Source organism: Mumia sp. (genome assembly GCF_028803055.1).
Classification (GTDB): Bacteria; Actinomycetota; Actinomycetes; order Propionibacteriales; family Nocardioidaceae; genus Mumia.
In genome coordinates this window covers 18,812-39,981 of the sequence record NZ_JARBCJ010000008.1, presented here as the reverse complement: position 1 = coordinate 39,981, position 21,170 = coordinate 18,812, and the positions used below count along the sequence as shown (strand labels likewise).

The window sequence follows — 21,170 nt, the reverse complement described above, 5'->3', positions numbered from 1 at the left end:
CTCCCGCTACTACCGCGAGCTCGCCGACGAGCTCGCGGTCATCGGCTGGAGTTCCTGCATCCTCGCCGCACGCGGCGTCGACCGTGACACCGAACGACCGTCCCGTGAGAACGACTGGGGGTACGCCGACCTCGCCTCGGCACTCGGTGACCACGTCGCCCGCGTCCGCGACCAGCACCCCGGCATCCCCGTCGTCCTTCTCGGACACAGCCTGGGCGGGCAGGTGGCGCTCGGACACCTGCTGTCGGGTGGCGATGCCGACGGACTCGTCCTCGCAGGAGCCTCCGAGCCCTACTTCCGGCGGTACGGAGGCCGGGGCTGGGGCCTCTGGGGCCTCGCCGCCGCCGTACCGTCGGTGACGGCGGCCTACGGCTACTGGCCGGCCTGGGGGTTCGGGGGCCCGCAGCCCAAGACTTTGATGCGGGAGTGGGCGCGGCTGGTGCGTCGCCGCCGGTTCCCCTATCCCGAGGGACCCCTTCCGCACGACGCGCTCGATCTGCCGACCTTCGTCCTCCAGGTCGAGGGCGACGAGCTCTCGGTCCCCCGCGCCGCCCGAGCGCTCGTGCGTGCCGTACGGGAGGAGTCGGTGACGTGGTGGGACTACCGCCGAGCCGACGCTCCCGCCGGGACGGAGATCGACCACCTCGCGTGGGCGAAGGCGCCCGCGCCGGCCGTGGCCGCGCTGCAGGACTGGTGGTCACGGGAGCGCGCCGCCGCCACCTCCCTCTGACCCTGGGGAGCCCGCGCGGGCCGGCGGGCAAATCGCGTCCGTCGGCACCGACCGGCGGACCGAGGTCCAGCCGATCGGCTGATGCGCCGACGTCACGCCAGACGGTGGGATGGACCTATGACGACGACATCAGCGCCCGCCATCGAGGTTCGTGGTCTGCGCAAGACGTACGGCCCGGTGGTGGCCGTCGACCACGTGGACCTCAGCGTGTCCGAGGGGGAGATCTTCGGCGTGCTCGGGCCGAACGGGTCGGGCAAGAGCACGACGGTCGAGTGCATCGCCGGGCTCCGTCGGCCCGACGCGGGCACGATCGGCGTGCTCGGACTGGACCCGGAGAAGGACCGCGACGCGCTGAAGCGCACGGTCGGGGTGCAGCTCCAGAGCGCCGGCCTCCAGCCGAAGCTACGCGTCCGCGAGGCGCTCGACCTGTTCGCCTCCTTCTACGACGACCCCCGTGACCCCGACGAGCTGGCCGAACGACTCGGCCTCACCGAGCGGATGGACCACCCGTGGCGCAAGCTGTCCGGCGGTCAGCAGCAGCGGCTGGCGATCGCGCTCGCTCTCGTCGGGCGGCCGCGGGTCGCACTCCTCGACGAGCTCAGCACCGGGCTCGACCCGGCCTCGCGCAGGGAGGTCTGGAAGCTGGTGGAGGAGGTGCGCGAGGAGGGCACGACCATCCTCCTCGTGACACATCTGATGGAGGAGGCGCAGCACCTGTGCGATCGGATCGCGCTCGTGCAGCAAGGGCGGATCCTCGTCGCCGACACCCCCGACGGGCTGATCAGCCGTACGGCGGCGCCGCTCGTGATGTCCTTCGGGACCGCCGTTCCCCTCGATCCCGCCCTCCTCACCGATGTCGCCGGTGTCGCCGACGTGATGGAGCGCGCCGAGCGGGTCCAGGTCGCCTGCGACGACAGCGCGGTGCTCCTCGTGCTCGACCGGCTCCGCGACGCCGGCGTCCGGCCCGAGCACCTGCGGATCACCGAGTCCTCCCTCGACGAGGCGTACCTCGACCTCATGACAGACGCCGACGAGAAGGAGACCGTCCGATGAGCACCGCCACGACCTCCCCCACCACCGCGATGCTGCGGACCGAGTCCCGGCTCATGCTGCGCGAGCCGGGCGCGATGTTCTGGATCGTGCTCTTCCCGACCATCCTGCTGTCCATCCTCGGTGCGATCCCGTCCTTCCGGGAGCCGGACGAGAGCCTCGGCGGGATCCGCGTCATCGACCTGTACGTGCCGATCGCCATCTTGCTGTCGGCGATCATGGCGTCGCTGATGTCCATGCCCACGATCATCTCGGGGTATCGCGAGAACCAGGTGCTGCGACGGTACGCGACGACTCCGGCCAAGCCGACGCAGATCCTCATGGCCCAGTGGGTGCTGCACGGTGCCGGCATCCTCGCGGGATCGGTGCTGGCGATCGGCGTTGGCCGTCTCGTCTTCGACGTCGCCCTGCCCGGCGCGCCGCTGACGTACCTGGGGATCTTCGTCCTCGTGGTCCTCGCGAACCTGTCGACGGGTGGGCTCATCTCAGGACTGGCACCGTCGACCAAGGCGTCCGCGGCGATCGGGACGGTCGTGTTCTTCCCGTCCATGTTCACCTCGGGCGTCTGGCTGCCGGTCACCGTCCTGCCGGGCCTGCTGGGCGACATCGTCGCGTTGACGCCGAACGGCGCGGCGGCGCTCGCGCTCGACGAGGCGGCGGCGGGTCGGACACCGGAGCTGCTGCACGTCGTGGTGCTGCTCGTCTGGACGGTGGGGCTCGGGTCGTTGGCTGCGCGATACTTCCGTTGGGAGTGAACCGGATGCGACGGGCGACGGAGTGCACATGAACGACCTCTCGGCACGGATCGAGCGCCGGTGGAGCGTCCTCCTCCGGTACGGGGCGTATCCCCTCCTCGTCCTGTCGCTCGCCCTCGCCGTCCCGCTCGCCCAGGCGGTCGGGACGGCGGACCGGCTCCCGCTCCTGGCCGCGCTCACCGTCGTCGCGGGGCTCGCCCACTGGTGGTGCGTCTCCCGGCGGTGGCAGGAGCCGCTCGACGACTGGCTCGGAAAGGCGTACGTCGTGGCCCGTACGGGCCTCGCGTTCGTGCTCTCCTGGCTGAACCCGTTCTTCAGCATCTACGCGTCGATCGGCTACTACGACGCCTCGGTGTTCCTCCGCAAGCGCGCCACGTGGGCGGTGCTGCTCGTCACCGCGGCCACGATGGCGGGAGCGCAGTCGGGCGGTCTCCCGCCCCAGAGCGCGGGCCAGGCGGCCGCGTTCGCCGGGCTGTTCGTGCTCAACGCCGGTCTCGTCCTCCTGTTCACGGCGATCTCGCACAACGAGTCGGACCTTGCTGAGGAGCGCTCGACGACGATCACCGCGCTCGAGGAGGCGCTGCGCGAGAACGCCGCCCTGCAGGAGTCGCTCACAGCGAGGGCGCGCGAGGCCGGCATCCATGAGGAGCGTGAGCGTCTGGCCGCCGAGATCCACGACACCATTGCCCAGGGTCTTGCCGGGATCGTGACGCAGCTCCAGGCCGCCGAGGACAGCCCTGACGACGACGCCGCCGCCGCACACCGCAAGCGCGCCGCGGAGCTCGCCCGTGCCTCCCTCGAGGAGGCACGGCGCTCGGTCCAGGCCCTCAGCCCTGCCGCGCTCGACCATCTCGACCTCGTGGACGCGGTCCGTCTGCGCACCGGCGAGTGGTCGGCGGAGACCGGGGTCGACACCGAGCTCGTGGTGACGGGTACCCCGACGCGGGTCGACGCCGCCGCCGAGGCCGTCGTGCTCCGCGTCGTCCAGGAGTCGTTGACCAACGTCGGACGGCACGCGCGAGCCTCGCGGGTCGGCGTGACGCTCTCCTACACCGACGACGAGACCATCCTCGACGTGCGCGACGACGGCCGAGGGTTCGACGTCTCCCGGGTGGTCGGCGGTGACGGCAGAGGGTTCGGGATCATCGGCATGCGGCGGCGCGCCGAGCGGGCGGGCGGGGCGCTGATCGTCGAGTCGGAGCGCGGAGGTGGGACGGCGGTCTCGCTCCGCATCCCGTCGGAGGCACCATGATCGAGTCCGTGCTCCGCCTCGTCCTGGTCGACGACCATCCTGTGGTCCGCGACGGTCTGCGCGGCATGCTCGAGGGGGCGGGCGAGTTCGCGGTCGTCGGCGAGGCGTCCGACGGACCGGCAGGTGTGAGACTCGCGATGACGCACCGGCCCGACGTCGTCCTGATGGATCTGCGGATGCCGGGAGGGGGCGGGGTGGACGCGATCTCCGCGCTGCACCAGCGGGGATTCGCAGGGCGCATCCTCGTCCTCACCACGTACGACTCCGACCGAGACATCATGGCGGCCCTCGATGCGGGCGCTACCGGCTATCTCCTCAAGGACGCCCGCCGCGACGATCTCTTCGCGGCGATCCGCGCCGCCGCACGCGGTGAGTCGGTCCTCTCCCCCGCGGTGGCGACCCGCGTGGTCTCACGCGTGCGCTCCCGGTCGCAGGAGCTGAGTCCGCGCGAGGCGGAGGTCCTGGCCCTCGTCGCGAAGGGCCGCCCGAACCGCGAGATCGCGAAGACGCTCTTCGTGAGCGAGGCCACCGTCAAGACGCACCTCGGGCACGTCTACGAGAAGCTCGGCGTCAAGGACCGCGCCGCCGCCGTCGCCACCGCGTACGAGCGGGGCCTCCTCGGCGGCTCCTGACGCCGGGCGGCTGCCGTCAGGCGCCCGGGATCGGGACCGACGGGTCGTACGGGACGCGGGTGTAGCAGAACGTGCCGATGTCGAGGTGGCTGATCGTGCGGTCCTCGCGTCGCACGACCTGGAGAGGCTCCCCCAGCGAGTAGCCGCTCAGCCCGATCCAGCGATCGACTCCGTCGGGCGCGAACGTGAACGCCCTGCCCCCGTCGGCGGCCAGCACGAGGACGTTGCCGTCGTAGGCCATCGTGAACGGCTGGTGACCCCAGTGCCAGGTGCCGAGGAGCTCACGGACGCCCTCGGGCAGCTCGCGGGTCGGTGTCCACTCCGGGGCGATGACCGGCTCGTGCGCAAGGACGGTCTCGATCAGCGTGCGCGGCAGGTCGCCCACGTCCAGTCCGTACGCGGTGTTCGCCAGCACGACGGCGCCGACGCCGCTGTCACGGTCCACGTACGCACCGGCGAGGAATCCAGGCATCGATCCGCCGTGACCGACCAGGACGCGCTCCCCCGCAACCGACAGCCGCAGGCCCAGCCCGTACGCGCCCGCGCCCTTCTCGTCCGGGTCGGCAGACTGCGGCGTGGTCATCGCGGTGATCGCGTGATCGCTGAGCAGTGTCGGGCGGGCGAGCTCCCCGAGCCACCGGCACAGGTCGGCCGGTGTGCTCCAGAGCTGGCCTGCCGGGGCCATGGCGCCGGTGTCCTGGAGCGGCTCGGCGACGAGCATGCCCGTGAGGGCCTCGACCGAGTAGCCGTCCGCGTGCGGTGCAGCAGCGGCGTACGTCGTGCGGGACATGCCGAGCGGAGCCAGGATGCGCTCGGTCAGCACGTCCGCCCACGGCGCGCCGCGAAGCGCCTCCACCACGCGGCCGAGGATCGCGTAGGAGAGGTTCGAGTAGTGGTACCGCTCCCCCGGCGCGAGGACACGCGAGGCGTTGGCGTTCGCGCCCACCAGCGCCTCGTAGGAGCCACCGGGGCTGCGCTCCCACCACGGGCCGGCGGGCTCCGCCGGCAGACCGGCCGCGTGCGAGAGCAGGCCACGGATCGTGGCCTCGGCGAAGGGACCCTCGGGGACGTACATGGCGACGGTGTCTGCCAGGTCGAGCGCGCCTTCGTCAGCCAGCTGCATCACGAGCGCAGCAGTGAGCGTCTTGGTGAGGGACCCGATGCGGTACTGGGTCGCGGGAGCCGGTCGCGCGGTCTCTCCGGCGCGCACCGACGTCCCCCGCGCGCCGTGCCACACGACCGACCCGTCGCGGACGACGGCCGCGCTGAGGGACGGCGCGCGGCTGGTCGCCTGTGCCGACGCCACGGCGGCGTGGAGGTGGAGAGCGGTCGGAGGGAGGACGGGGTCGGTCTGTCCGGTCACTCCGCGAATGCTTCCGGAGGCGGGCATGCGCACGCAAGGTTGCGGTCGCCGTAGGCCTGGTCGATCCGGGCGACCGTCGGCCAGTACTTGTCGACGTGGCTCCCGGTCGGGAAGGCGCCGAGGTCACGGTCGTACGGGCGGTCCCACTCACCTGCCAGCGCCTTGAGCGTGTGCGGAGCGCGACGCAGCGCGCTCTCCCCCAGCGCCACCTCGCCCCGCGCGACGGTCTCGGCCTCGGCTCGGATCGCGATCATCGCCTCGCAGAACCGGTCGATCTCGGCCAGCGACTCCGACTCCGTCGGCTCGACCATCAGCGTGCCGGCGACCGGGAAGCTCATGGTGGGAGCGTGGAATCCGTAGTCGATCAGCCGCTTCGCCACGTCGTCGACACTGACGCCGCTCGCCTTCGTCAGCGGGCGGACGTCGAGGATGCACTCGTGCGCGACCAGCCCGTGGTCGCCGGCGTACAGCACGGGGAAGTGCTCACCGAGGCGGTGCGCCACGTAGTTCGCGTTGAGCACGGCGACCGAGGTGGCCTCGGTGAGTCCCTGAGCGCCCATGAGGGCGACGTAGGCCCAGGAGATCTGCAGGATCCCGGCCGAGCCGTACGGGGCGGAGCTGATCGCCCCGATCCCCTCGCGGTCCTCGGCGAGCGGTGCCATCGGGTGGCTCGGCAGGAACGGCTTGAGGTGCTCGGCCACCGCGACGGGACCCACACCGGGTCCGCCTCCGCCGTGCGGGATGCAGAAGGTCTTGTGGAGGTTGAGGTGGGAGACGTCGCCGCCGAACTCACCCGGTTTGGCATGCCCGAGGAGCGCGTTGAGGTTGGCACCGTCGACGTACACCTGGCCGCCCGCACCGTGCACCACGTCGCACAGCTCGGTGATCCCGTGCTCGTAGACGCCGTGGGTCGACGGATAGGTGACCATGATCGCGGCGAGGTCGTCGGCGTGCTCGGTGCACTTGGCGCGCAGGTCGGCGAGGTCGACCTCGCCGTCGTCGGCAGCCTTGACCACGACGACGCGCATGCCGGCCATCACCGCCGACGCGGCGTTGGTCCCGTGCGCGGAGGATGGGATCAGGCAGACGTCACGGTGCACGTCGCCGCGGCTGCGGTGGTAGCCGCGGATCGCCAGCAGCCCTGCGAGCTCGCCCTGCGACCCGGCGTTGGGCTGCACCGACACCGCGGCGTAGCCCGTCACCTCCGCGAGCCAGGACTCCAGCTGCTTGACCAGCCGCAGCGTGCCCTGGGCGTCCTCGCCGGGAACGAACGGGTGGAGGTCGGCGAACTCCGGCCAGCTCACCGGCTCCATCTCGGTGGTCGCGTTGAGCTTCATCGTGCAGGAGCCGAGCGGGATCATGCCCCGGTCGAGCGCGTAGTCGCGGTCGGCGAGCCGCGTCACGTAGCGCAGCATCTCGGTCTCGGAGTGGTGGGTGTTGAAGACCGGGTGCTCGAGGAAGCCGCCCTCGCGCTCGAGTGCCTGCGGCAGGGAGTCGCGGGCGGCGGCGTCGATCGCGGGCAGGTCGAGTCCGTCGATCCCGAAGGCCTCCCACACCGCCTCGAGGTGCGACGGCGTCGTGACCTCCGAGGTCGAGATCGCCACCTGGTCGGCGTCGACGCGCCGTAGGTGGATACCGCGGGCCCGGGCTGCGCTCACGACGTCGTCGGACCGGCCGGGAACCCTGGTGAGGACGGTGTCGAAGAACGTCTCGTGCACGACCTCGACGTCACCCGCGCGCAGCCCTTCGGCGAGCACGGCCGCGGACCGGTGCACCCGGTAGGCGATCTGCCGGAGGCCCTCGGGCCCGTGGAAGACCGCGTACATCGACGCCACCACGGCGAGGAGCACCTGCGCCGTGCAGATGTTGGACGTCGCGCGGTCGCGGCGGATGTGCTGCTCGCGGGTCTGCAGCGCGAGCCGGTACGCCGGGCGGCCCTCGGCATCCACGGACACGCCGACCAGACGGCCGGGCAGATGGCGCTCGAGCCCGTCCTTGACGGCGATGAACCCGGCGTGAGGGCCTCCGTAGAACATCGGCACGCCGAAGCGCTGGCTCGAACCCACCACGACGTCGGCGCCGAGCGACCCGGGCGAGGCGAGGAGCGTCGACGCGAGCGGGTCGACGGTGACGACCGCGAGACCGCCACGCTCGTGCACGGCGGCGATGACGTCGCTGGGATCGACGATCGCGCCGTCGTGGCGAGGGTAGGCGACGAGCGCACCGCAGAGGTCGACGTCGGGAAGTCCCCCGGAGAGGTCGGCCTCGACGAGCGGGATGCCCATCGCCTCGGCACGCGTACGGACGACGGCGAGCGTCTGGGGAAGGCAACCGGTGTCGACCACGAACGGCTTGGTGGCGTTGGCGCGCACGGCCCGGCGCGTCAGCGTCATGGCCTCGGCCGCCGCCGTGCCCTCGTCCAGGAGCGAGGCGTTGGCGGTCGGGAGCCCGGCGAGGTCGGCGACCATCGTCTGGAAGTTGATCAGGGCTTCGAGCCGCCCCTGCGAGATCTCGGGCTGGTACGGCGTGTACGCCGTGTACCAGCGGGGGTCCTCGAGCACGTTGCGACGGATGACCGCCGGTGTGACGGTCGGGTGGTAGCCCAGACCGATCATCGCGACACCGGGGTTGTTCTGGTCGGCGAGCTGGCGAAGCGCGCCGGTCACCTGCGGCTCCGACAGCGCCGGCAGCAACGACAGGGTCTCGCCGAGACGGATCCCCTTGGGTACGGCTGCAGACATCAGGTCGTCGAGGCTGCGATAACCCAGCGCCTCGAGCATCGTCGCCTGCTCGGCGGCGTCAGGGCCGATGTGGCGGGTGGCGAACGGTGCTGCGCCGGCCAGCTCGGACAGCGTGGGCCGTGCTGGCCCGGAAAGGGACGTGGACTGGTCGCTCATCGGCGATCTCCCGCAGGCTCGGGTGGGTCGGTCAACCCTCCCCCTCTGTCACGCGTCGTCACGCTTCAGAGTGCCTGGGTCACGCGGTCCTGGTGCCTGAGAGGTTCCGGGGAGGAATTGCCCCTTCGGCGCCGCGACGCTCGCGGGCTCTCCCGCGTGACGTGTTCGGCCGTACCCGGCCAGGCTAGCACCGCCGGGCCGGACAGCGGAGGCCGTGCGTCAGCCGACGCGACGCGCCTTGCGGCGCGCAGCCAGCTCGTCGTCGGGATCGGCCCCGGTGACGATGCGCTCGCTCGGAAGGTCGGAGAGCGTGCCCTCGATCTCGCGCCAGACCCCACCGATCGCGATGCCGAAGACACCCTGGCCGCCCTGGAGCAGATCGATGACCTCGTCGGCCGAGCGGCACTCGTACACCGACACTCCGTCGCTCATCAGGGTCACGCTGGTCAGGTCGTCGGTGCCGCGCTCACGGAGGTGCTGGATCGCCGTGCGGATCTGCTGGAGCGAGATGCCGGCGTCCAGGAGGCGCTTGATGATCTTGAGCAGGAGCACGTCGCGGAACGAGTAGAGCCGCTGGGTGCCCGAGCCGCTGGCATCCCGTATCGACGGCTCCACGAGCTGCGTGCGCGCCCAGTAGTCGAGCTGCCGGTAGGTGATCCCCGCCGCCTTGCACGCGTTCGGCCCACGGAAGCCCGTGTCCTCCGGGACTCTCGCCACGTCGTCGTCGAAGAGGAGGCCCTGATCGCTGGCCGCCTCACGCGCCGCGGCGACACCCTCGTCGTGCTGGGTCGTCGAGTTCTGCTTGCCGCTCACCGGAGCCTCCGTCTCGCACCATCATCTGCCCGTTCAAAGTAGGGCCGCTCCCCCGGGGGGTCAACGACATCGGCCGCGACTCGCCGGGATGACCCTGAACCTCGAGTCCAGGATGACTTTTGGGGTCAGGAACCTCCCTGCTCGAAGTCCTCGGGCGTGATCTCGTCGAGGAACTCTCGGAACTTCTCGACCTCTTCCTCCTCCTCGTCAGGCACACCCACCGAGGACTCGGTCAAGACGTCCTCGTCGCAGTAGATCGGCGTGCCTGTGCGCAGCGCGAGCGCGATGGAGTCGGACGGGCGCGCCTCCACCTCCGCGCCCGAGGCGAAGACCAGGACGGCATAGAAGACGTGGTCCTTGACCTCGGTGATGCGCACCTCGGTGAGCTCGTCCCCGAGCGCCTCGATGACCTCCTTGAGGAGGTCGTGCGTCAACGGCCGGGGCGGCACCACACCCTGCTGGGCGAAGGCGATCGCCGTCGCCTCGACCGCACCGATCCAGATGGGTAGGTAGCGCGGCCCCGAGACCTCACGGAGCAGCACCAGAGGATTGTTGGTGGGCATCTCCACCCGAACGCCGACAACATCGAGCTCCCGCACGAGACTCAGCCTACCCCCGGTGGCGCAGTCCGTTCTTGACGAGCATCGTGTGGAGCAGCACCGAGAGCGACGCGATGTTGCGCGCGGTCTCGTCGGCCCTTGCCGCAGACTCCGGATCGCGCCGCCGTCGCAGGGGCTCGACGATCTGCTCGAGCATGCTCACCTCGCGGTCGGCAGCGGTACGGATCGAGCGCAGGTGCCGCGGCTCCAGCCCGAAGGCCGCGAGCTCGCCGAGCGTCTTGGCGATCACGACGTCGGCCTCGGTGAAGTGCCCGGACGAAGGGGCGACCAGACCGTACTGCTCCGCCTCGTCCAGCAGATCCTCGTCGATCTCGGACGCCTGCAGCAGCTCGGAGCGTCGGAACCGGATGTCCTTCGGGCTGCTCGCGAACGTGTCAGGCCCAGGCAGCCCGTCCGAGGACATGATCACCCGTGGCACCTGAAGGGTCCCCTCGTCGTCGGAGGAGAGGATCCCCCGGTCGAGGTCGTCCAGCTTCTGCCGGATGACCTTCAGCGGCCAGTACGTGTCCCGCTGCACGCGCAGCACGAGGTGCAGGCGCTCGACGTCGGCCCGGGAGAACTTCCGGTAGCCCGACGGCGTCCGCTCCGGCTCCACCAGGCCCTCGGTCTCGAGATAACGGATCTTGGAGATCGAGATGTCCGGAAAGTCCGTACGAAGCTCGTCGAGCACCTCCCCGATGCTCAACCGCGCGGCGTTCGGCGCGGCCTGGGTCACGAAGCGGTGCTCCCCGCGGCGCTCGGGTAGTAGACCAGGCGGAACTTCCCGATCTGCACCTCGTCGCGGCTGCTGAGCAGGACGTCGTCGATCCGGTCGCGGTTGACGTAGGTCCCGTTGAGGCTGCCGACGTCGCTCACGGTGAAGCCCTCCTCGGTACGCCGGAACACGGCGTGACGCCGCGACACGGTCACGTCGTCGAGGAAGATGTCACTGTCGGGGTGAGGTCCCGCCGACACCTCTTCGGTGTCGAGGAGGAAGCGCGAGCCGGCACTCGGCCCCCGCTGGACGACCAGGAGGGCCGAGCCCGGCGGCAGCGCATCGAGCGCCGCCGCGTCGTCCGCACTCAACCCACCGCCCGACCCGAGGTCGGTGTCCGACGTCGGGGGCAACGAGATGGTCGACGTCGTCTCAGACGGGCTCTCGGGGACGTCCTGGTTCGGCTCGTCCTCGTTCGTGCGCGACATTGGCGGGGATCCCCTTCGCTACTCTCAACCGGTGCTTCAGGTTGACGACTGTTGCATGAAACCTACGTGCCCGCCGTGGGGCGGTCAACCGACACACGGGACCACGGCGGGGCCGATCAGGACTCGGTCGCCGCCCCGTACGCGGCGGCGTCCATCAGACCGTCGAGCGCCGCCGGATCGGCGACCCGGACCGTGATCAGCCAGCCCTGGCCGTAGGGGTCGGCGTTGACCGTCTCCGGGCTCGCCTCGAGCGTATCGTTGACCGACACGATCTCGCCGGTGACCGGCGCAAAGAGGTCGCTCACCGACTTCGTCGACTCGAGCTCTCCGATCACCGCGCCCGCCTCGACCGTGTCGCCGACCGCCGGCAGCTGCAGGTAGACGATGTCTCCCAGCTGGTCCTGCGCGTAGTCGGTGATCCCGATCGTCGCGGTGTCGCCGTCGAGCCGGATCCACTCGTGGTCGGCGCTGTACTGGAGGTCTTCGGGGATCACGGTCACTCCTCGTCGTCAACGTGCGGGCCGAGCGTACTCGGCCTCGCGCTCCTCGGCCAGTGCGGTGATCTCGAGGGACTTCGTCTGCTCGACGGCGACGTCGCCACCGAGTGCCTCCACCTGGTCGACGAGCCCGCCTCGGAACACCACGGCCTGGTCCAGCGTATGGGAGTCGCCGATCGCCTCGATCACGAAGGGTCGCTTCACCTCGCGGCCGTCGATGCGGACCCCGCCCTCGGGCGAGTCGGTGACGTAGGACTGGGCGACGACCCGGACCACGCCGTTGACCTGGATCGACTCTGCCCCGGCGTCGCGAAGCTCCTCGATGGCGTTGAGGAGCGTGCTCGCCCCGACCGTGGAGTCAGGGTCCTCGATCGTGATCACGACGCCTGGTCCGACGGTCGGTACCGTCCCCGCCAGGATGGCCAGCGTGTCGGCCGCCTTGCGGGTCTCCTCGATCGCGGCCTGGTTGCGCTCGGAGCTCTGCTGGAGACGTCGTTGCGTCGCGGACAGGTCGGCGCGCTGCTGCGTCAACCGGTCTTCGGTGCTGTCGAGGGTCTCGAGGAGGTTCACGAGCTCGTCGCGGCGCATGCCGGCGTAGCCGTCGTCGTTGGCCGAGCGGACCTGGGTGACCGCAGCGAATCCCAGCACGAGGAACAGCGCGGCCACGACCCACTGGCCGCGGGTCGGACGCCCGGTGAGGGCGTGCCTGACGCGCGCCCAGGCCTTCGCCGAGTCGGGTGCCTGGCGCTCACTCATGACTCTGCCTAGGCATGGAAGAGGTGCCTCCTGATCGCTGCGGCGTTGGAGAAGATCCTGATCCCGAGCACGACGATGACGCCCGTCGAGAGCTGGGACCCGACTCCGAGCTGGTCGCCGACGAACACGATGAGCGCCGCGATCAGCACGTTGGAGATGAACGAGACCACGAAGACCTTGTCGTCGAAGCGTCCGTCGAGGTACGCCCGGATCGCACCGAACACCGCGTCGAGGGCGGCGACGACCGCGATCGGGAGGTACGGCTGGAGGCCGGCGGGCACGGTCGGCTCGAAGAGGAGCCCCAACGCGGCTCCGACCACGAGGCCGAGGACGGCGATCACTTCTCCTCCACCTCCAGCACCTTTGCGTTGCGGATCGTCGAGGCGCGACGGGGCGCCGCGGGGAGGGTGGCCTCGGTGCGCGCGCTCACGTCGAACCGCATATCGAAATTCTCCTTCAGTCCACTCCAGGCCTGCGCCGCAGGGGTCTCGGCGAAGTTGGCGGGAAGCGTACGCGGGTTTCCGATCGCGGTCACGACGTACGGGCTCGTGAGCGAGCGGTAGTTGACCGTGATGCCTTCTCCGGCAGAACGGATCGGGGACATCGCGGTCAGCCTGTTGCCGTTGATCGCGATCGCCTCCGCACCGGCCTGCCACAGCCCGTTGACCAGGAGCTGGAGGTCTTTGTCGCGAACCCGCTCAGCACTGCCTGCGTCGGCGTCCGGTGCCCCGTCGACGGTGACGCGCAGCGCCGGGCCGGTCACGGCCACCGTGCCGACGACGGCGGCCTGCTCGCGAGCCCTCGCCAGCGCCTCGGCCCCCGACTCCTCACGTCGGAGCCGTGCCACCGACCCGCTCAGCGCGGCGACGTCCTCCTGCAAGGCGGCGATCTCGGTCCTGCGCTGGTCGATCTGGCCGGTCAGCACGGCGCGCTCGGTCTCGACGGCCGGGCGGCTCGCTCGGGTCTGGAGCAGGGCGAGAGTGATGAGCAGGGTGAAGAACGCCACCACCGCGATGGCGGCCAGACGCCCGCGCGACGTGCGAGCGTGCGGCGCGTGGGTGTAGTAGTCGTCGTCGAGCGGGTTGTCGGTGATGGTCTGCAGGAGCGTCATGGAGTTGCCCGTGACGTCCCCCGACGTCGTGCTGCGGTCCGTCACGGCGCTCCTAGCGGGCCTTCACCGGCGGCATGGTCGTCATCAGACGTCTTACCTGCCAGACGTAGAGCAGACCGGCCCAGCAGTAGAGTGCGACGCCCCAGATCGCGAACGCCCAGCCGAAGACGCGGGCCAGGCCGGCGACCGTGCCGGTGTCGTCACCGAGGAGCAGCAGCGGGAACGCGTACAGGAGGCCGGCGGTCGCGGCCTTGCCGAGGAAGTGCACCGGCAGCGAGCTGTAGCCGCGGGTCCGCAGGAACGGCACGAGCGCGAACAGCATGAGGTCGCGCAGCGGCAGGATGAGGGCCAGCCACCACGGGATGATGTCGCGCATCGCGAGACCGAAGACCACGGCCAGGATGTAGAGCCGGTCGGCGATCGGGTCGAGCAGCGCGCCGAGCTTGGAGGTCTGGCCGAGCCGCCTCGCGAGGTAGCCGTCGAGGTAGTCGGTGATGCCCGAGACCACGAGCACGACGAGGGCCAGGACGTCCTCCTCAGGGCCGAGGACCAGCCACAAGAAGACCGGCACGCCGAGGAGGCGGACGACACTGAGCGCGTTGGGGATCGTCAGGACACGCTCGGCACTCGAGGCGTTCGGGGCGGCGGTCACTGGGTTCCTTCACTCGAGAGGCGTCGCTGACGCGGGAGTCACGGCCGACCCCAGACTAACCGCTGCCCATACGCGCTCGGTGGATCACCTGACGAACCCGGCGCTTGCACCGCCGTGAGGGCTGCGAGACTGTGAGCACAACTCAAGAGAATCGATGGAGGACACGTGGCTGAGTACACCTTGCCCGATCTGCCGTACGACTACGGAGCTCTCGAGCCGTACATCTCCGGCAAGATCATGGAGCTGCACCACGACAAGCACCACCAGACGTACGTCAACGGCGCCAACCAGGCGCTGGAGCAGATGGCCGAGGCCCGCGACACCAACGGGCTGTCGACTGTCAACCTCCTGGAGAAGAACCTCGCGTTCAACCTCGCCGGACACGTGAACCACTCGGTGTTCTGGCCCAACATGTCGCCCGACGGCGGCGACAAGCCCGATGGCGAGCTGGGTGCTGCGATCGACAGCTTCTTCGGGTCGTTCGACAAGTTCCGCGCCCACTTCGAGGCGACGGCACTCGGTATCCAGGGCTCCGGCTGGTCCATCCTGGCCTGGGAGACGCTGGGTCAGCGCCCGATCATCTGCCAGCTGTACGACCACCAGGGCAATTTGCCGGTCGGACTGGTCCCGCTCCTCATGCTCGACATGTGGGAGCACGCGTTCTACCTGCAGTACCAGAACGTCAAGGCGGACTACGTCAAGGCATGGTGGAACGTCGTCAACTGGGCGGACGTCCAGGCCCGGTTCGAGGCAGCGCGCACGAACACCACGTCGCTCTACGTGCCGTGACCGCACGCGCAGCGTGCTGAGGCGTTAGCCGCCTCAGCGGTCGGGAGCCCGGTCGGCCTTCGGGTCGGTCCGGGCTCCTGCCGTCTCCTCGGTCCTCTCCCCCGGGCCGCGCCTCGGGCGCTGCTCGGCGAGCTGCGCGAGATAGGCGTTGTACGCCGTCAGGTCGGCGTCGTCGTTCTGGTTCGCACTGCGATCGTGACGCACCGCCTCACGCGCGTCCGACCGGAACCACTGGACGAACAGGGCGCCCATCACGAGCACCAGCGGCACCTCGCCCATCGCCCAGGCGATCCCGCCGCCGAGATACTGGTCCTCCAGCAGGTCGGTGGCGTACGGGCGGTCGAGCGAGGTGTAGTAGCCGCCCGCGACGACCGTCGTCATCGCCATCAACGCGATCGAGAAGAACGCGTGGAACGGGATCGTCACCAGGAGGATCACGAACCGCCAGAGGGGGGCGAGCCGCCGCGGAGACGGGTCGACCCCAATGATCACGTAGTAGAACAGCGCGCCTGCGGCGAGGAAGTGCAGCTCCATCAGCCCGTGGCCGATGTGGCTCTCCATCGCGTTCTCGAAGATGGGGGTGAAGTAGAGCCCGTACAGGCTGCCGACGAAGATCGCCGCGGCGAACAGCGGGAACGTCACGACGCTGACGAAGCGTGAGTGCAGCAACGAGACGAGCATCGCGCGCGGGGACACGTCGCCCTTCTGCCTCGGACCAGGGAGCGTCCGCAGCGCCAGCGTCACCGGCGCACCGAGGACGAGCAGGATCGGCGCGACCATGCTCAGCACCATGTGCGACACCATGTGGGCGCTGAACAGGACGTGCGAGTAGACGCCCAGGCCGCCGAAGGTCGCCCAGGCGACCATGAGCAGGCCCGACATCCAGGCGATCGTGCGTCCGAGCGGCCACGTGTCGCCGCGACGGCGCATCACCCGCAGGCCCGCGACGTACAGGGCGAGCCCGAGCCCGACGACGGCGAGCCCGACGCCGTTGGCGGTGAACCCCCAGACGAGGTGCCACAGCGTCGGCGCCGGCGGGAGCGCCCCACCGAGGATCGCCTCGGCGGGCGACTGGTAGAGGTCGGCCGGCCGCGGGGTGGGGGTACGGGACAGGGCGACTGCGACCGCGACCGTCATCCCCATCACGAGGAGCTCGACCGCGGCGACGCGGAGGAACAGGTAGCGGGCGCGCCCCTGTGCGGGCCCGTCCTCGACGAGACCGCCGGAGCGCTCGAGCGCGACGACCGTACGGCGACGGTGCAGGAGGCCGATCATCGCGAGGACGACGAACGCAGCGACCTTCGCCCACACCAGCAGCGCGTACTGCGAGTCGAGGTCGCCGAGGTCCTGGAGGCGGGTCGCCGCGTTGACCACTCCGGAGATCCCGATGATGACCACGCACCACAGCGCGAGCGTCGAGAACCGCGACACGCCGGCCGGCAGCCGCCGGCTCCCGCGGAGCGCGATCCACGCCAGCCCGGCGAGGCCGCCGACCCAGAGCGCGGCGCCGGCGAGGTGCAGCAGCATGCTGACCACGGCCAGGTCGTGGGACCCCGATCCGGCGGCATGTCCCGAGAGGGCCTGCGGGACGAACCCTCCGAGAGCGAGCCCGAGCAGGAGCGCCGTGGCCCTGACGCTGAAGGTGCGGCGGGCGAGGACGGCCACCAGCAGTGCGATCACCGCTTGCGCGACCAGCGCCCAGCCCAGCGAGGAACCGTCGAAGAACTGTGTCAGGACGCTCCACGAGAGCTCGTCGACGCCGATGAGGAGGGTCGCGGCGGCGTTCAGCGCGAAGAGGACGAGAGCGGCGGCGGCCCAGACGAGGGCAGCGACAGCCGCCCGGCGTACGGCACGGGCCGAGAGCCCCTGCACCTCGCGGGCGCTCGAGGGCAGCAGGAACGCGGCCGTCGTCAGGAAGCCGACGGTCACGAGGCCGGCGAGGTCGGACACGACCTTCACAGCAGGGATCGCCCATCCCGTGAACGGCCCCGGGTCGGGGATCCCCGGAGGCGGCGGCTCAGGCGCCGCTCCCCCCAGCTGCAGCGCCACGTACAGCGTCACGGACGTCACGAGGAACCCGGCAAGGGTCCAGCGCACGGGCGCGGTCATGACGACTCCTTGTCCTCTCGCCGCCGCGGCCACAGGAGGAGCGCTGCCGCGGCGACCACTCCGGCGGCACCCCACAGAAAGTGTGCACGGTGCGCGTGAAGGAAGCTCTCCTGGTGGGCCTCCTGGTCGTCGGCCCGGGTCTTGTCGACGGTACGCCCCTCGGTCACGGTGAAGAACACCGATCCGCTGATGGGGTGGCCGTCGGCGGAGACGACGCGGTACGAGGCCCGGTACTCCCCCGCGATCTCGGCGTCGTCGAGCCGGGCGCGCACCGCCACCCCGTCAGTCCGTGCCTCGCCGGCCGTGACGTCGGTGCCGTCAGGGGCCTCCACCACGACGAACGCGGGCGTGGTGACCCTCTCGTTGAAGGTCAGCACGATCTCGGCGGGCAGCGTCGCCACCGTGGAGCCGTCCTCGGGCGAGCTGGACACCAGGGCGGCGTGACCGACCGCCGCCGGGCTGCTGAGCAGCAGCAGCCCGACGACGGAGACGCAGACGAGCGCGGCGTCGCGCACGCTGCGAGCGGCCCGGTTCATGAGGACCGTGACCTCCTGCGGACAAGGCTGGCGCCCAGCACGCCGACCGCGAGGGCCAGGACCGCGATCCCGCCGACCAACCAGCCGTCGACGCCCTCGGAGTCGTCGTCGGCGGCGTCCGAGGAGTCGTCGGTGGTCTGGGCGCCGTGCGACCCGTGGCCGCCCTCCCCGGCGTCGGCCAGTGTGACCACCGGCGCGGGGCGCTCGGGCTCCTCGGCTCCCTCCTCGGTCGGCTGGTCCCAGGCCACCGAAGAGCCGTCGGAGTAGGTCTGGGTCGCGGGGAACACGAGAGTGTCGGTGTCGGTGGGCAGCGGTCCGACCCGCAGGTCGAACACGTCGAACTCGCCCGGCGCGATACCGGCGCCGGGCTCGGCGGTCCAGGTCACGGACCGGTCCTCGATCTTGGTGACCTTCCACCCCGGCTTCGTCCGGGTGCTGACGAACTCGAACGTCACGCCCTTGGGGAAGGTGACGGTGAGACCGGTGGTCCTGGCGGTGTCGGACTCGGTCGGGACGCGGAAGGACAGGGTGGACCATCCACCCTTCGCCGCGTCCGGGGCGTCGACGCCGACGTGGGCGGCGGCCGGCGGGACGGTGGCGAGGGCGAGGGCTGCAGATCCGGCGAGCACGCCGGATCGCACGACGAACGTCTTCATGCTGGTGCTTTCTGCTGGTGGGGGTGCGTGACGGAGGGTCAGACCCGCACAGGGGGGCCGCGACGGCTGACCGTCGGGCCGAGCAGAAGGACGGCCGGCGGCGACGAGTCGGTCGCCCACCGCACGTCACGCGACGGACGCGGGAGAACCGGGACGACCAGCGCACCTGCGGCGTACGCGAGGCGGCGCACCGGCCGGGCGACGACCAGCGACAGGACGCTGACGAGGGCGGCGTCGCCGTGGCGGAGCAGGGCGACGGTCGCGACGGTCGCCACGAGGTGGCCGGCGAGCATCGCCGCGTCGGGAACGGCACCCGGCGATGCCGTCGATGGAGCGACGGGCCCGGCCTGGGCTCCCGCGATCGAGCACCAGAGGTGGACGCCGGCCTGGACCGCGAGCACGAACCCGCTCAACGTCCGCACGGTCCACCGGCGCGCGGCGAGGCGGTAGGCCAGCGCGGCCGCGACCGCCACGGTCACCACAACCGTCCGGCCGGACGGGACAGAACCCCCGCCGGACAGGTGCCCGAGCAACGCGACGCAGAGCGCCGTCGCGGCGACCACCGTGGCGCGCGCCGCGCGCCAGAGGGGCGCGCCTGCTGCCTGGTGGACGACCGTGCTCACGCCCGCCAGCCTAGTTGACCGCGTCGTGGGAGATCGAGGTCCCCGGCCTCACCCCTCGCGCGGCTCGCGGTCGGAGACGCTGCCGTCGGCGCTGATCAAGGTCACGGCGTCGTCGGAACCGCGCGCCGAGCCACCGGTGATCTCCGCGCCGGCGTCGGCCACCACGCCGACGAGACGCACCCCTGCCCCGACGCTGACCCCTTCGAGCAGGACGCTGTCGATGACCTCGGCGCCCTCGGCGATCTGGCAGTCCGGTCCGACGACGCTGTGCCGCACCGAGCCGGCGACGCGGCTGCCGGGGGCGAGCAGCGCCTCGTGGACCTCGGCGGACGGCGCGAGCCAGGCCGGCAGGCGGACGGGTGCTGCGGTCCGGATGGGCCACTGCGGGTCGTCGAGCCTGACACCGGTCCGGTCCAGCAGGTCCATGTGCGCCTGCCAGTAGCCGTTGATCGTGCCGAGGTCCCGCCAGTAGGACTCCAGCCTGTGCTCCACCACGCGAGCGTGGTCCACCAGGTGAGGTACGAGCTGGTCGCCGTAGTCGTCGAGCTGGTCGTGCTTCTTCAGGAGCTCGTCGATGGTGTCGAGGAGCGCCGTCGTCCGGTAGACGAAGATCTCGGCGGCGACCAGGTCGGTGGCCGGCTCGTCCGGCTTGTACGCGAAGCCGGTCACACGGCCGTCGTCGTCGGTCTCGAGGACGCCGTGGCGTGAAGCGTCCGGGACGCCTGTGGTGGTCACGACCGTGAGGTCGGCGTCCGCGTTCGTGTGCGTCTCGAGGACGTCGCGCAGGTCGAGGGTGTAGAGGTGGTCGGCGCTCAGGACGAGGACGACGTCGGGCGAGCGGTCCCGCAGTGCCTCCACCTGGCGGGCGATGGCGTCGGCGTTGCCTTGCGCGAACCCGCTCCCCTCCGTCCCCTCGAAGGGCGGCAGCACCTGGAGCCCTCCCCAGGATCGGTCGAGGTCCCACGGGCGGCCGTGCGCGAGGTGCTCGTTGAGGCTGCCCGGCAGGTACTGCTCGATCATCCACACGTCGCTGATCCCGCTGTGCACGAGGTTCGACAGCACGATGTCGACGAGCCGGTAGGTCCCGGCGACCGGAAGAGCGGGCTTGGCGCGTCGGTCGGTGAGCTCGCCGAGGCGGCTTCCCTTGCCCCCGGCGAGCACGATGGCGATGATGTCGAGACGGTCCATCCTGGAACTCTAGGCTCGCCGTGGTCGCCCCGCCGGTCGCGAGCGCAGCGGCCACGTCGTCGTGACGAGTCCCGATCAGCCGAGGATCCGACCGAGGGCGACGGCGTCGTACGGGGCGCGTCCGTCCGCATCGTTGTCGAAGTACACCCACGTCGGCTGGTCCCAGGATCTGATGCGGTCGGCCCAGGTCCGGAGCCGCTGGACCGAGTAGCCACCGTGGTAGAGGTCGGTGTGGCCGTGCAGCCGCACATAGGCGAACGAGGCCGTCGGCCTCTCGATGATCGGCCACCGGCCTGCCCCGTCGGAGACGACCAGTGCGACGCGGTGGCGCCGGAGCACCTCGACGACCTCGTCCAGCCCGTCTGTGGTCCGGACCTCCACCGCGTGCTGGATCGGGCGCTGCCCTCCCTCGACGGCGCCCGGCAGCCAGACACGATCGCCACCGACCTGCGGTCCGTGCCGGCGTGCCAGCGTGACGGCCTGACCGTACGTGCGCGGCAGCAGGCTGCAGAACGCGTCGAGCGACTCCGGGGTGGGGGCGCCGCGGGCCGGGAGCTGCCACAGGAGCGGCCCGATCTTCTCGCGCAGCGCGAGCACGCCGGAGGCGAGGAAGGTCGCGAGCGGCTGCTCCGCGTCGCGCAGCCGAAGGAGGTGCGTGAGCAGACGACTGCCCTTCACGGCGAACCGGAAGCCCTGCGGCGTCGCCTCGTACCAGCGCGCGTACGTCGTCGGCCGCTGCAGTCGGTAGAAGCTCGCGTTGACCTCAGCGGTGTCCATGCGCTGCGCGACGTAGGCCAGCTCGTCGGCCTGTCTGAGCCCTCGTGGGTAGAAGTCGCCGCGCCATGATCCGTAGCTCCAGCCCGAGATCCCGACCCGAACGCGTCGCGACCCTGCCATGGCTCCACGCTAACGGCCCGGTATCGGCCATGCCGACGTACGAGCGCTGATCTCCACCGCCG

General features: G+C 71.0%; 23 protein-coding genes and 1 riboswitch. Of the genes, 6 read left to right on the top strand and 17 right to left on the bottom strand.

What is annotated here, in order from left to right:
- From PV363_RS01840 to PV363_RS01820, 5 genes are all read left to right on the top strand, one after another.
- Positions 1–730: alpha/beta fold hydrolase (locus PV363_RS01840; RefSeq protein ID WP_301021573.1), on the top strand; the 730-nt coding region annotated here is incomplete at its 5' end.
- Positions 731–847: 117 nt separating this feature from the next.
- On the top strand, positions 848–1,783 hold the full coding sequence (locus tag PV363_RS01835; protein ID WP_301021572.1) for an ABC transporter ATP-binding protein: 936 nt from the start codon (positions 848–850) through the stop codon (positions 1,781–1,783).
- The gene (locus PV363_RS01830) at positions 1,780–2,535 is read left to right on the top strand and encodes an ABC transporter permease (protein ID WP_220341754.1); all 756 of its coding nucleotides are present in this window, start codon (positions 1,780–1,782) and stop codon (positions 2,533–2,535) included. Before PV363_RS01835 ends, PV363_RS01830 begins: the two co-directional genes overlap by 4 nt.
- Before the next feature lie 28 nt (positions 2,536–2,563).
- Positions 2,564–3,787 (top strand): sensor histidine kinase, encoded by a 1,224-nt coding sequence (locus tag PV363_RS01825; RefSeq protein WP_301021571.1) that lies wholly within the window; start codon positions 2,564–2,566, stop codon positions 3,785–3,787.
- Positions 3,784–4,419 (top strand): response regulator transcription factor, encoded by a 636-nt coding sequence (locus PV363_RS01820; protein WP_255559070.1) that lies wholly within the window; start codon positions 3,784–3,786, stop codon positions 4,417–4,419. The genes PV363_RS01825 and PV363_RS01820 overlap by 4 nt, the downstream gene beginning before the upstream one ends.
- A 16-nt stretch (positions 4,420–4,435) precedes the next feature.
- Here PV363_RS01820 and PV363_RS01815 read toward each other — a convergent pair whose 3' ends face one another.
- The 11 genes from PV363_RS01815 to PV363_RS01765 form a co-directional block, all read right to left on the bottom strand.
- Entirely contained in the window at positions 4,436–5,782 is a 1,347-nt protein-coding gene (locus PV363_RS01815) for a serine hydrolase domain-containing protein (RefSeq protein ID WP_301021570.1), read from the bottom strand.
- A complete protein-coding gene (gcvP, locus tag PV363_RS01810) occupies positions 5,779–8,679 on the bottom strand; it encodes an aminomethyl-transferring glycine dehydrogenase (protein WP_301021569.1) in 2,901 nt (966 codons plus the stop codon). The genes PV363_RS01815 and gcvP overlap by 4 nt, the downstream gene beginning before the upstream one ends.
- A 74-nt stretch (positions 8,680–8,753) precedes the next feature.
- A riboswitch (glycine riboswitch) is annotated at positions 8,754–8,844 on the bottom strand.
- Positions 8,845–8,898: 54 nt separating this feature from the next.
- Positions 8,899–9,396 carry a MerR family transcriptional regulator gene (locus tag PV363_RS01805; protein WP_366525437.1) on the bottom strand — a complete coding sequence of 166 codons (498 nt, stop codon included), beginning with the start codon at positions 9,394–9,396 and terminating at the stop codon, positions 8,899–8,901.
- A gap of 221 nt (positions 9,397–9,617) precedes the next feature.
- Positions 9,618–10,091, bottom strand: a complete 474-nt coding sequence (locus PV363_RS01800) for a bifunctional nuclease family protein (RefSeq protein WP_220341759.1) — start codon at positions 10,089–10,091, stop codon at positions 9,618–9,620.
- Positions 10,092–10,101: 10 nt separating this feature from the next.
- Positions 10,102–10,827 (bottom strand): MerR family transcriptional regulator, encoded by a 726-nt coding sequence (locus tag PV363_RS01795; RefSeq protein ID WP_220345146.1) that lies wholly within the window; start codon positions 10,825–10,827, stop codon positions 10,102–10,104.
- Positions 10,824–11,294, bottom strand: a complete 471-nt coding sequence (locus PV363_RS01790) for an FHA domain-containing protein (protein ID WP_301021568.1) — start codon at positions 11,292–11,294, stop codon at positions 10,824–10,826. Before PV363_RS01790 ends, PV363_RS01795 begins: the two co-directional genes overlap by 4 nt.
- 116 nt (positions 11,295–11,410) lie before the next feature.
- Positions 11,411–11,788 (bottom strand): glycine cleavage system protein GcvH, encoded by a 378-nt coding sequence (gene gcvH, locus PV363_RS01785; RefSeq protein WP_220341762.1) that lies wholly within the window; start codon positions 11,786–11,788, stop codon positions 11,411–11,413.
- A 15-nt stretch (positions 11,789–11,803) separates the two neighbouring features.
- Entirely contained in the window at positions 11,804–12,547 is a 744-nt protein-coding gene (locus PV363_RS01780) for a DUF881 domain-containing protein (protein WP_220341763.1), read from the bottom strand.
- 8 nt (positions 12,548–12,555) lie between these two features.
- Complete coding sequence (locus PV363_RS01775; protein ID WP_220341764.1) at positions 12,556–12,888, bottom strand: small basic family protein; 333 nt, start codon at positions 12,886–12,888, stop codon at positions 12,556–12,558.
- On the bottom strand, positions 12,885–13,703 hold the full coding sequence (locus PV363_RS01770; protein ID WP_220345147.1) for a DUF881 domain-containing protein: 819 nt from the start codon (positions 13,701–13,703) through the stop codon (positions 12,885–12,887). Before PV363_RS01770 ends, PV363_RS01775 begins: the two co-directional genes overlap by 4 nt.
- A 7-nt stretch (positions 13,704–13,710) precedes the next feature.
- Positions 13,711–14,310 carry a CDP-alcohol phosphatidyltransferase family protein gene (locus PV363_RS01765; RefSeq protein WP_220341766.1) on the bottom strand — a complete coding sequence of 200 codons (600 nt, stop codon included), beginning with the start codon at positions 14,308–14,310 and terminating at the stop codon, positions 13,711–13,713.
- Between the two features lie 165 nt (positions 14,311–14,475).
- Here PV363_RS01765 and PV363_RS01760 point away from each other — a divergent pair, with 165 nt between their 5' ends.
- Positions 14,476–15,099, top strand: a complete 624-nt coding sequence (locus PV363_RS01760; protein ID WP_220341767.1) for a superoxide dismutase — start codon at positions 14,476–14,478, stop codon at positions 15,097–15,099.
- A 33-nt stretch (positions 15,100–15,132) separates the two neighbouring features.
- On the opposite strand, the gene PV363_RS01755 is transcribed toward PV363_RS01760, so the two are convergent.
- From PV363_RS01755 to PV363_RS01730, 6 genes are all read right to left on the bottom strand, one after another.
- Positions 15,133–17,208 (bottom strand): cytochrome c oxidase assembly protein, encoded by a 2,076-nt coding sequence (locus PV363_RS01755; RefSeq protein ID WP_220345148.1) that lies wholly within the window; start codon positions 17,206–17,208, stop codon positions 15,133–15,135.
- The gene (locus PV363_RS01750; protein ID WP_220341769.1) at positions 17,205–17,744 is read right to left on the bottom strand and encodes a copper resistance CopC family protein; all 540 of its coding nucleotides are present in this window, start codon (positions 17,742–17,744) and stop codon (positions 17,205–17,207) included. Before PV363_RS01750 ends, PV363_RS01755 begins: the two co-directional genes overlap by 4 nt.
- Complete coding sequence (locus PV363_RS01745) at positions 17,741–18,400, bottom strand: YcnI family protein (RefSeq protein ID WP_301021567.1); 660 nt, start codon at positions 18,398–18,400, stop codon at positions 17,741–17,743. The genes PV363_RS01750 and PV363_RS01745 overlap by 4 nt, the downstream gene beginning before the upstream one ends.
- A gap of 38 nt (positions 18,401–18,438) precedes the next feature.
- Positions 18,439–19,023 carry a hypothetical protein gene (locus tag PV363_RS01740; protein WP_220341771.1) on the bottom strand — a complete coding sequence of 195 codons (585 nt, stop codon included), beginning with the start codon at positions 19,021–19,023 and terminating at the stop codon, positions 18,439–18,441.
- Between the two features lie 48 nt (positions 19,024–19,071).
- Entirely contained in the window at positions 19,072–20,211 is a 1,140-nt protein-coding gene (locus PV363_RS01735; protein WP_220365090.1) for a sugar phosphate nucleotidyltransferase, read from the bottom strand.
- Positions 20,212–20,286: 75 nt separating this feature from the next.
- Complete coding sequence (locus tag PV363_RS01730; RefSeq protein ID WP_220341773.1) at positions 20,287–21,108, bottom strand: DUF72 domain-containing protein; 822 nt, start codon at positions 21,106–21,108, stop codon at positions 20,287–20,289.
- Between the last annotated feature and the right edge of the window lie 62 nt (positions 21,109–21,170).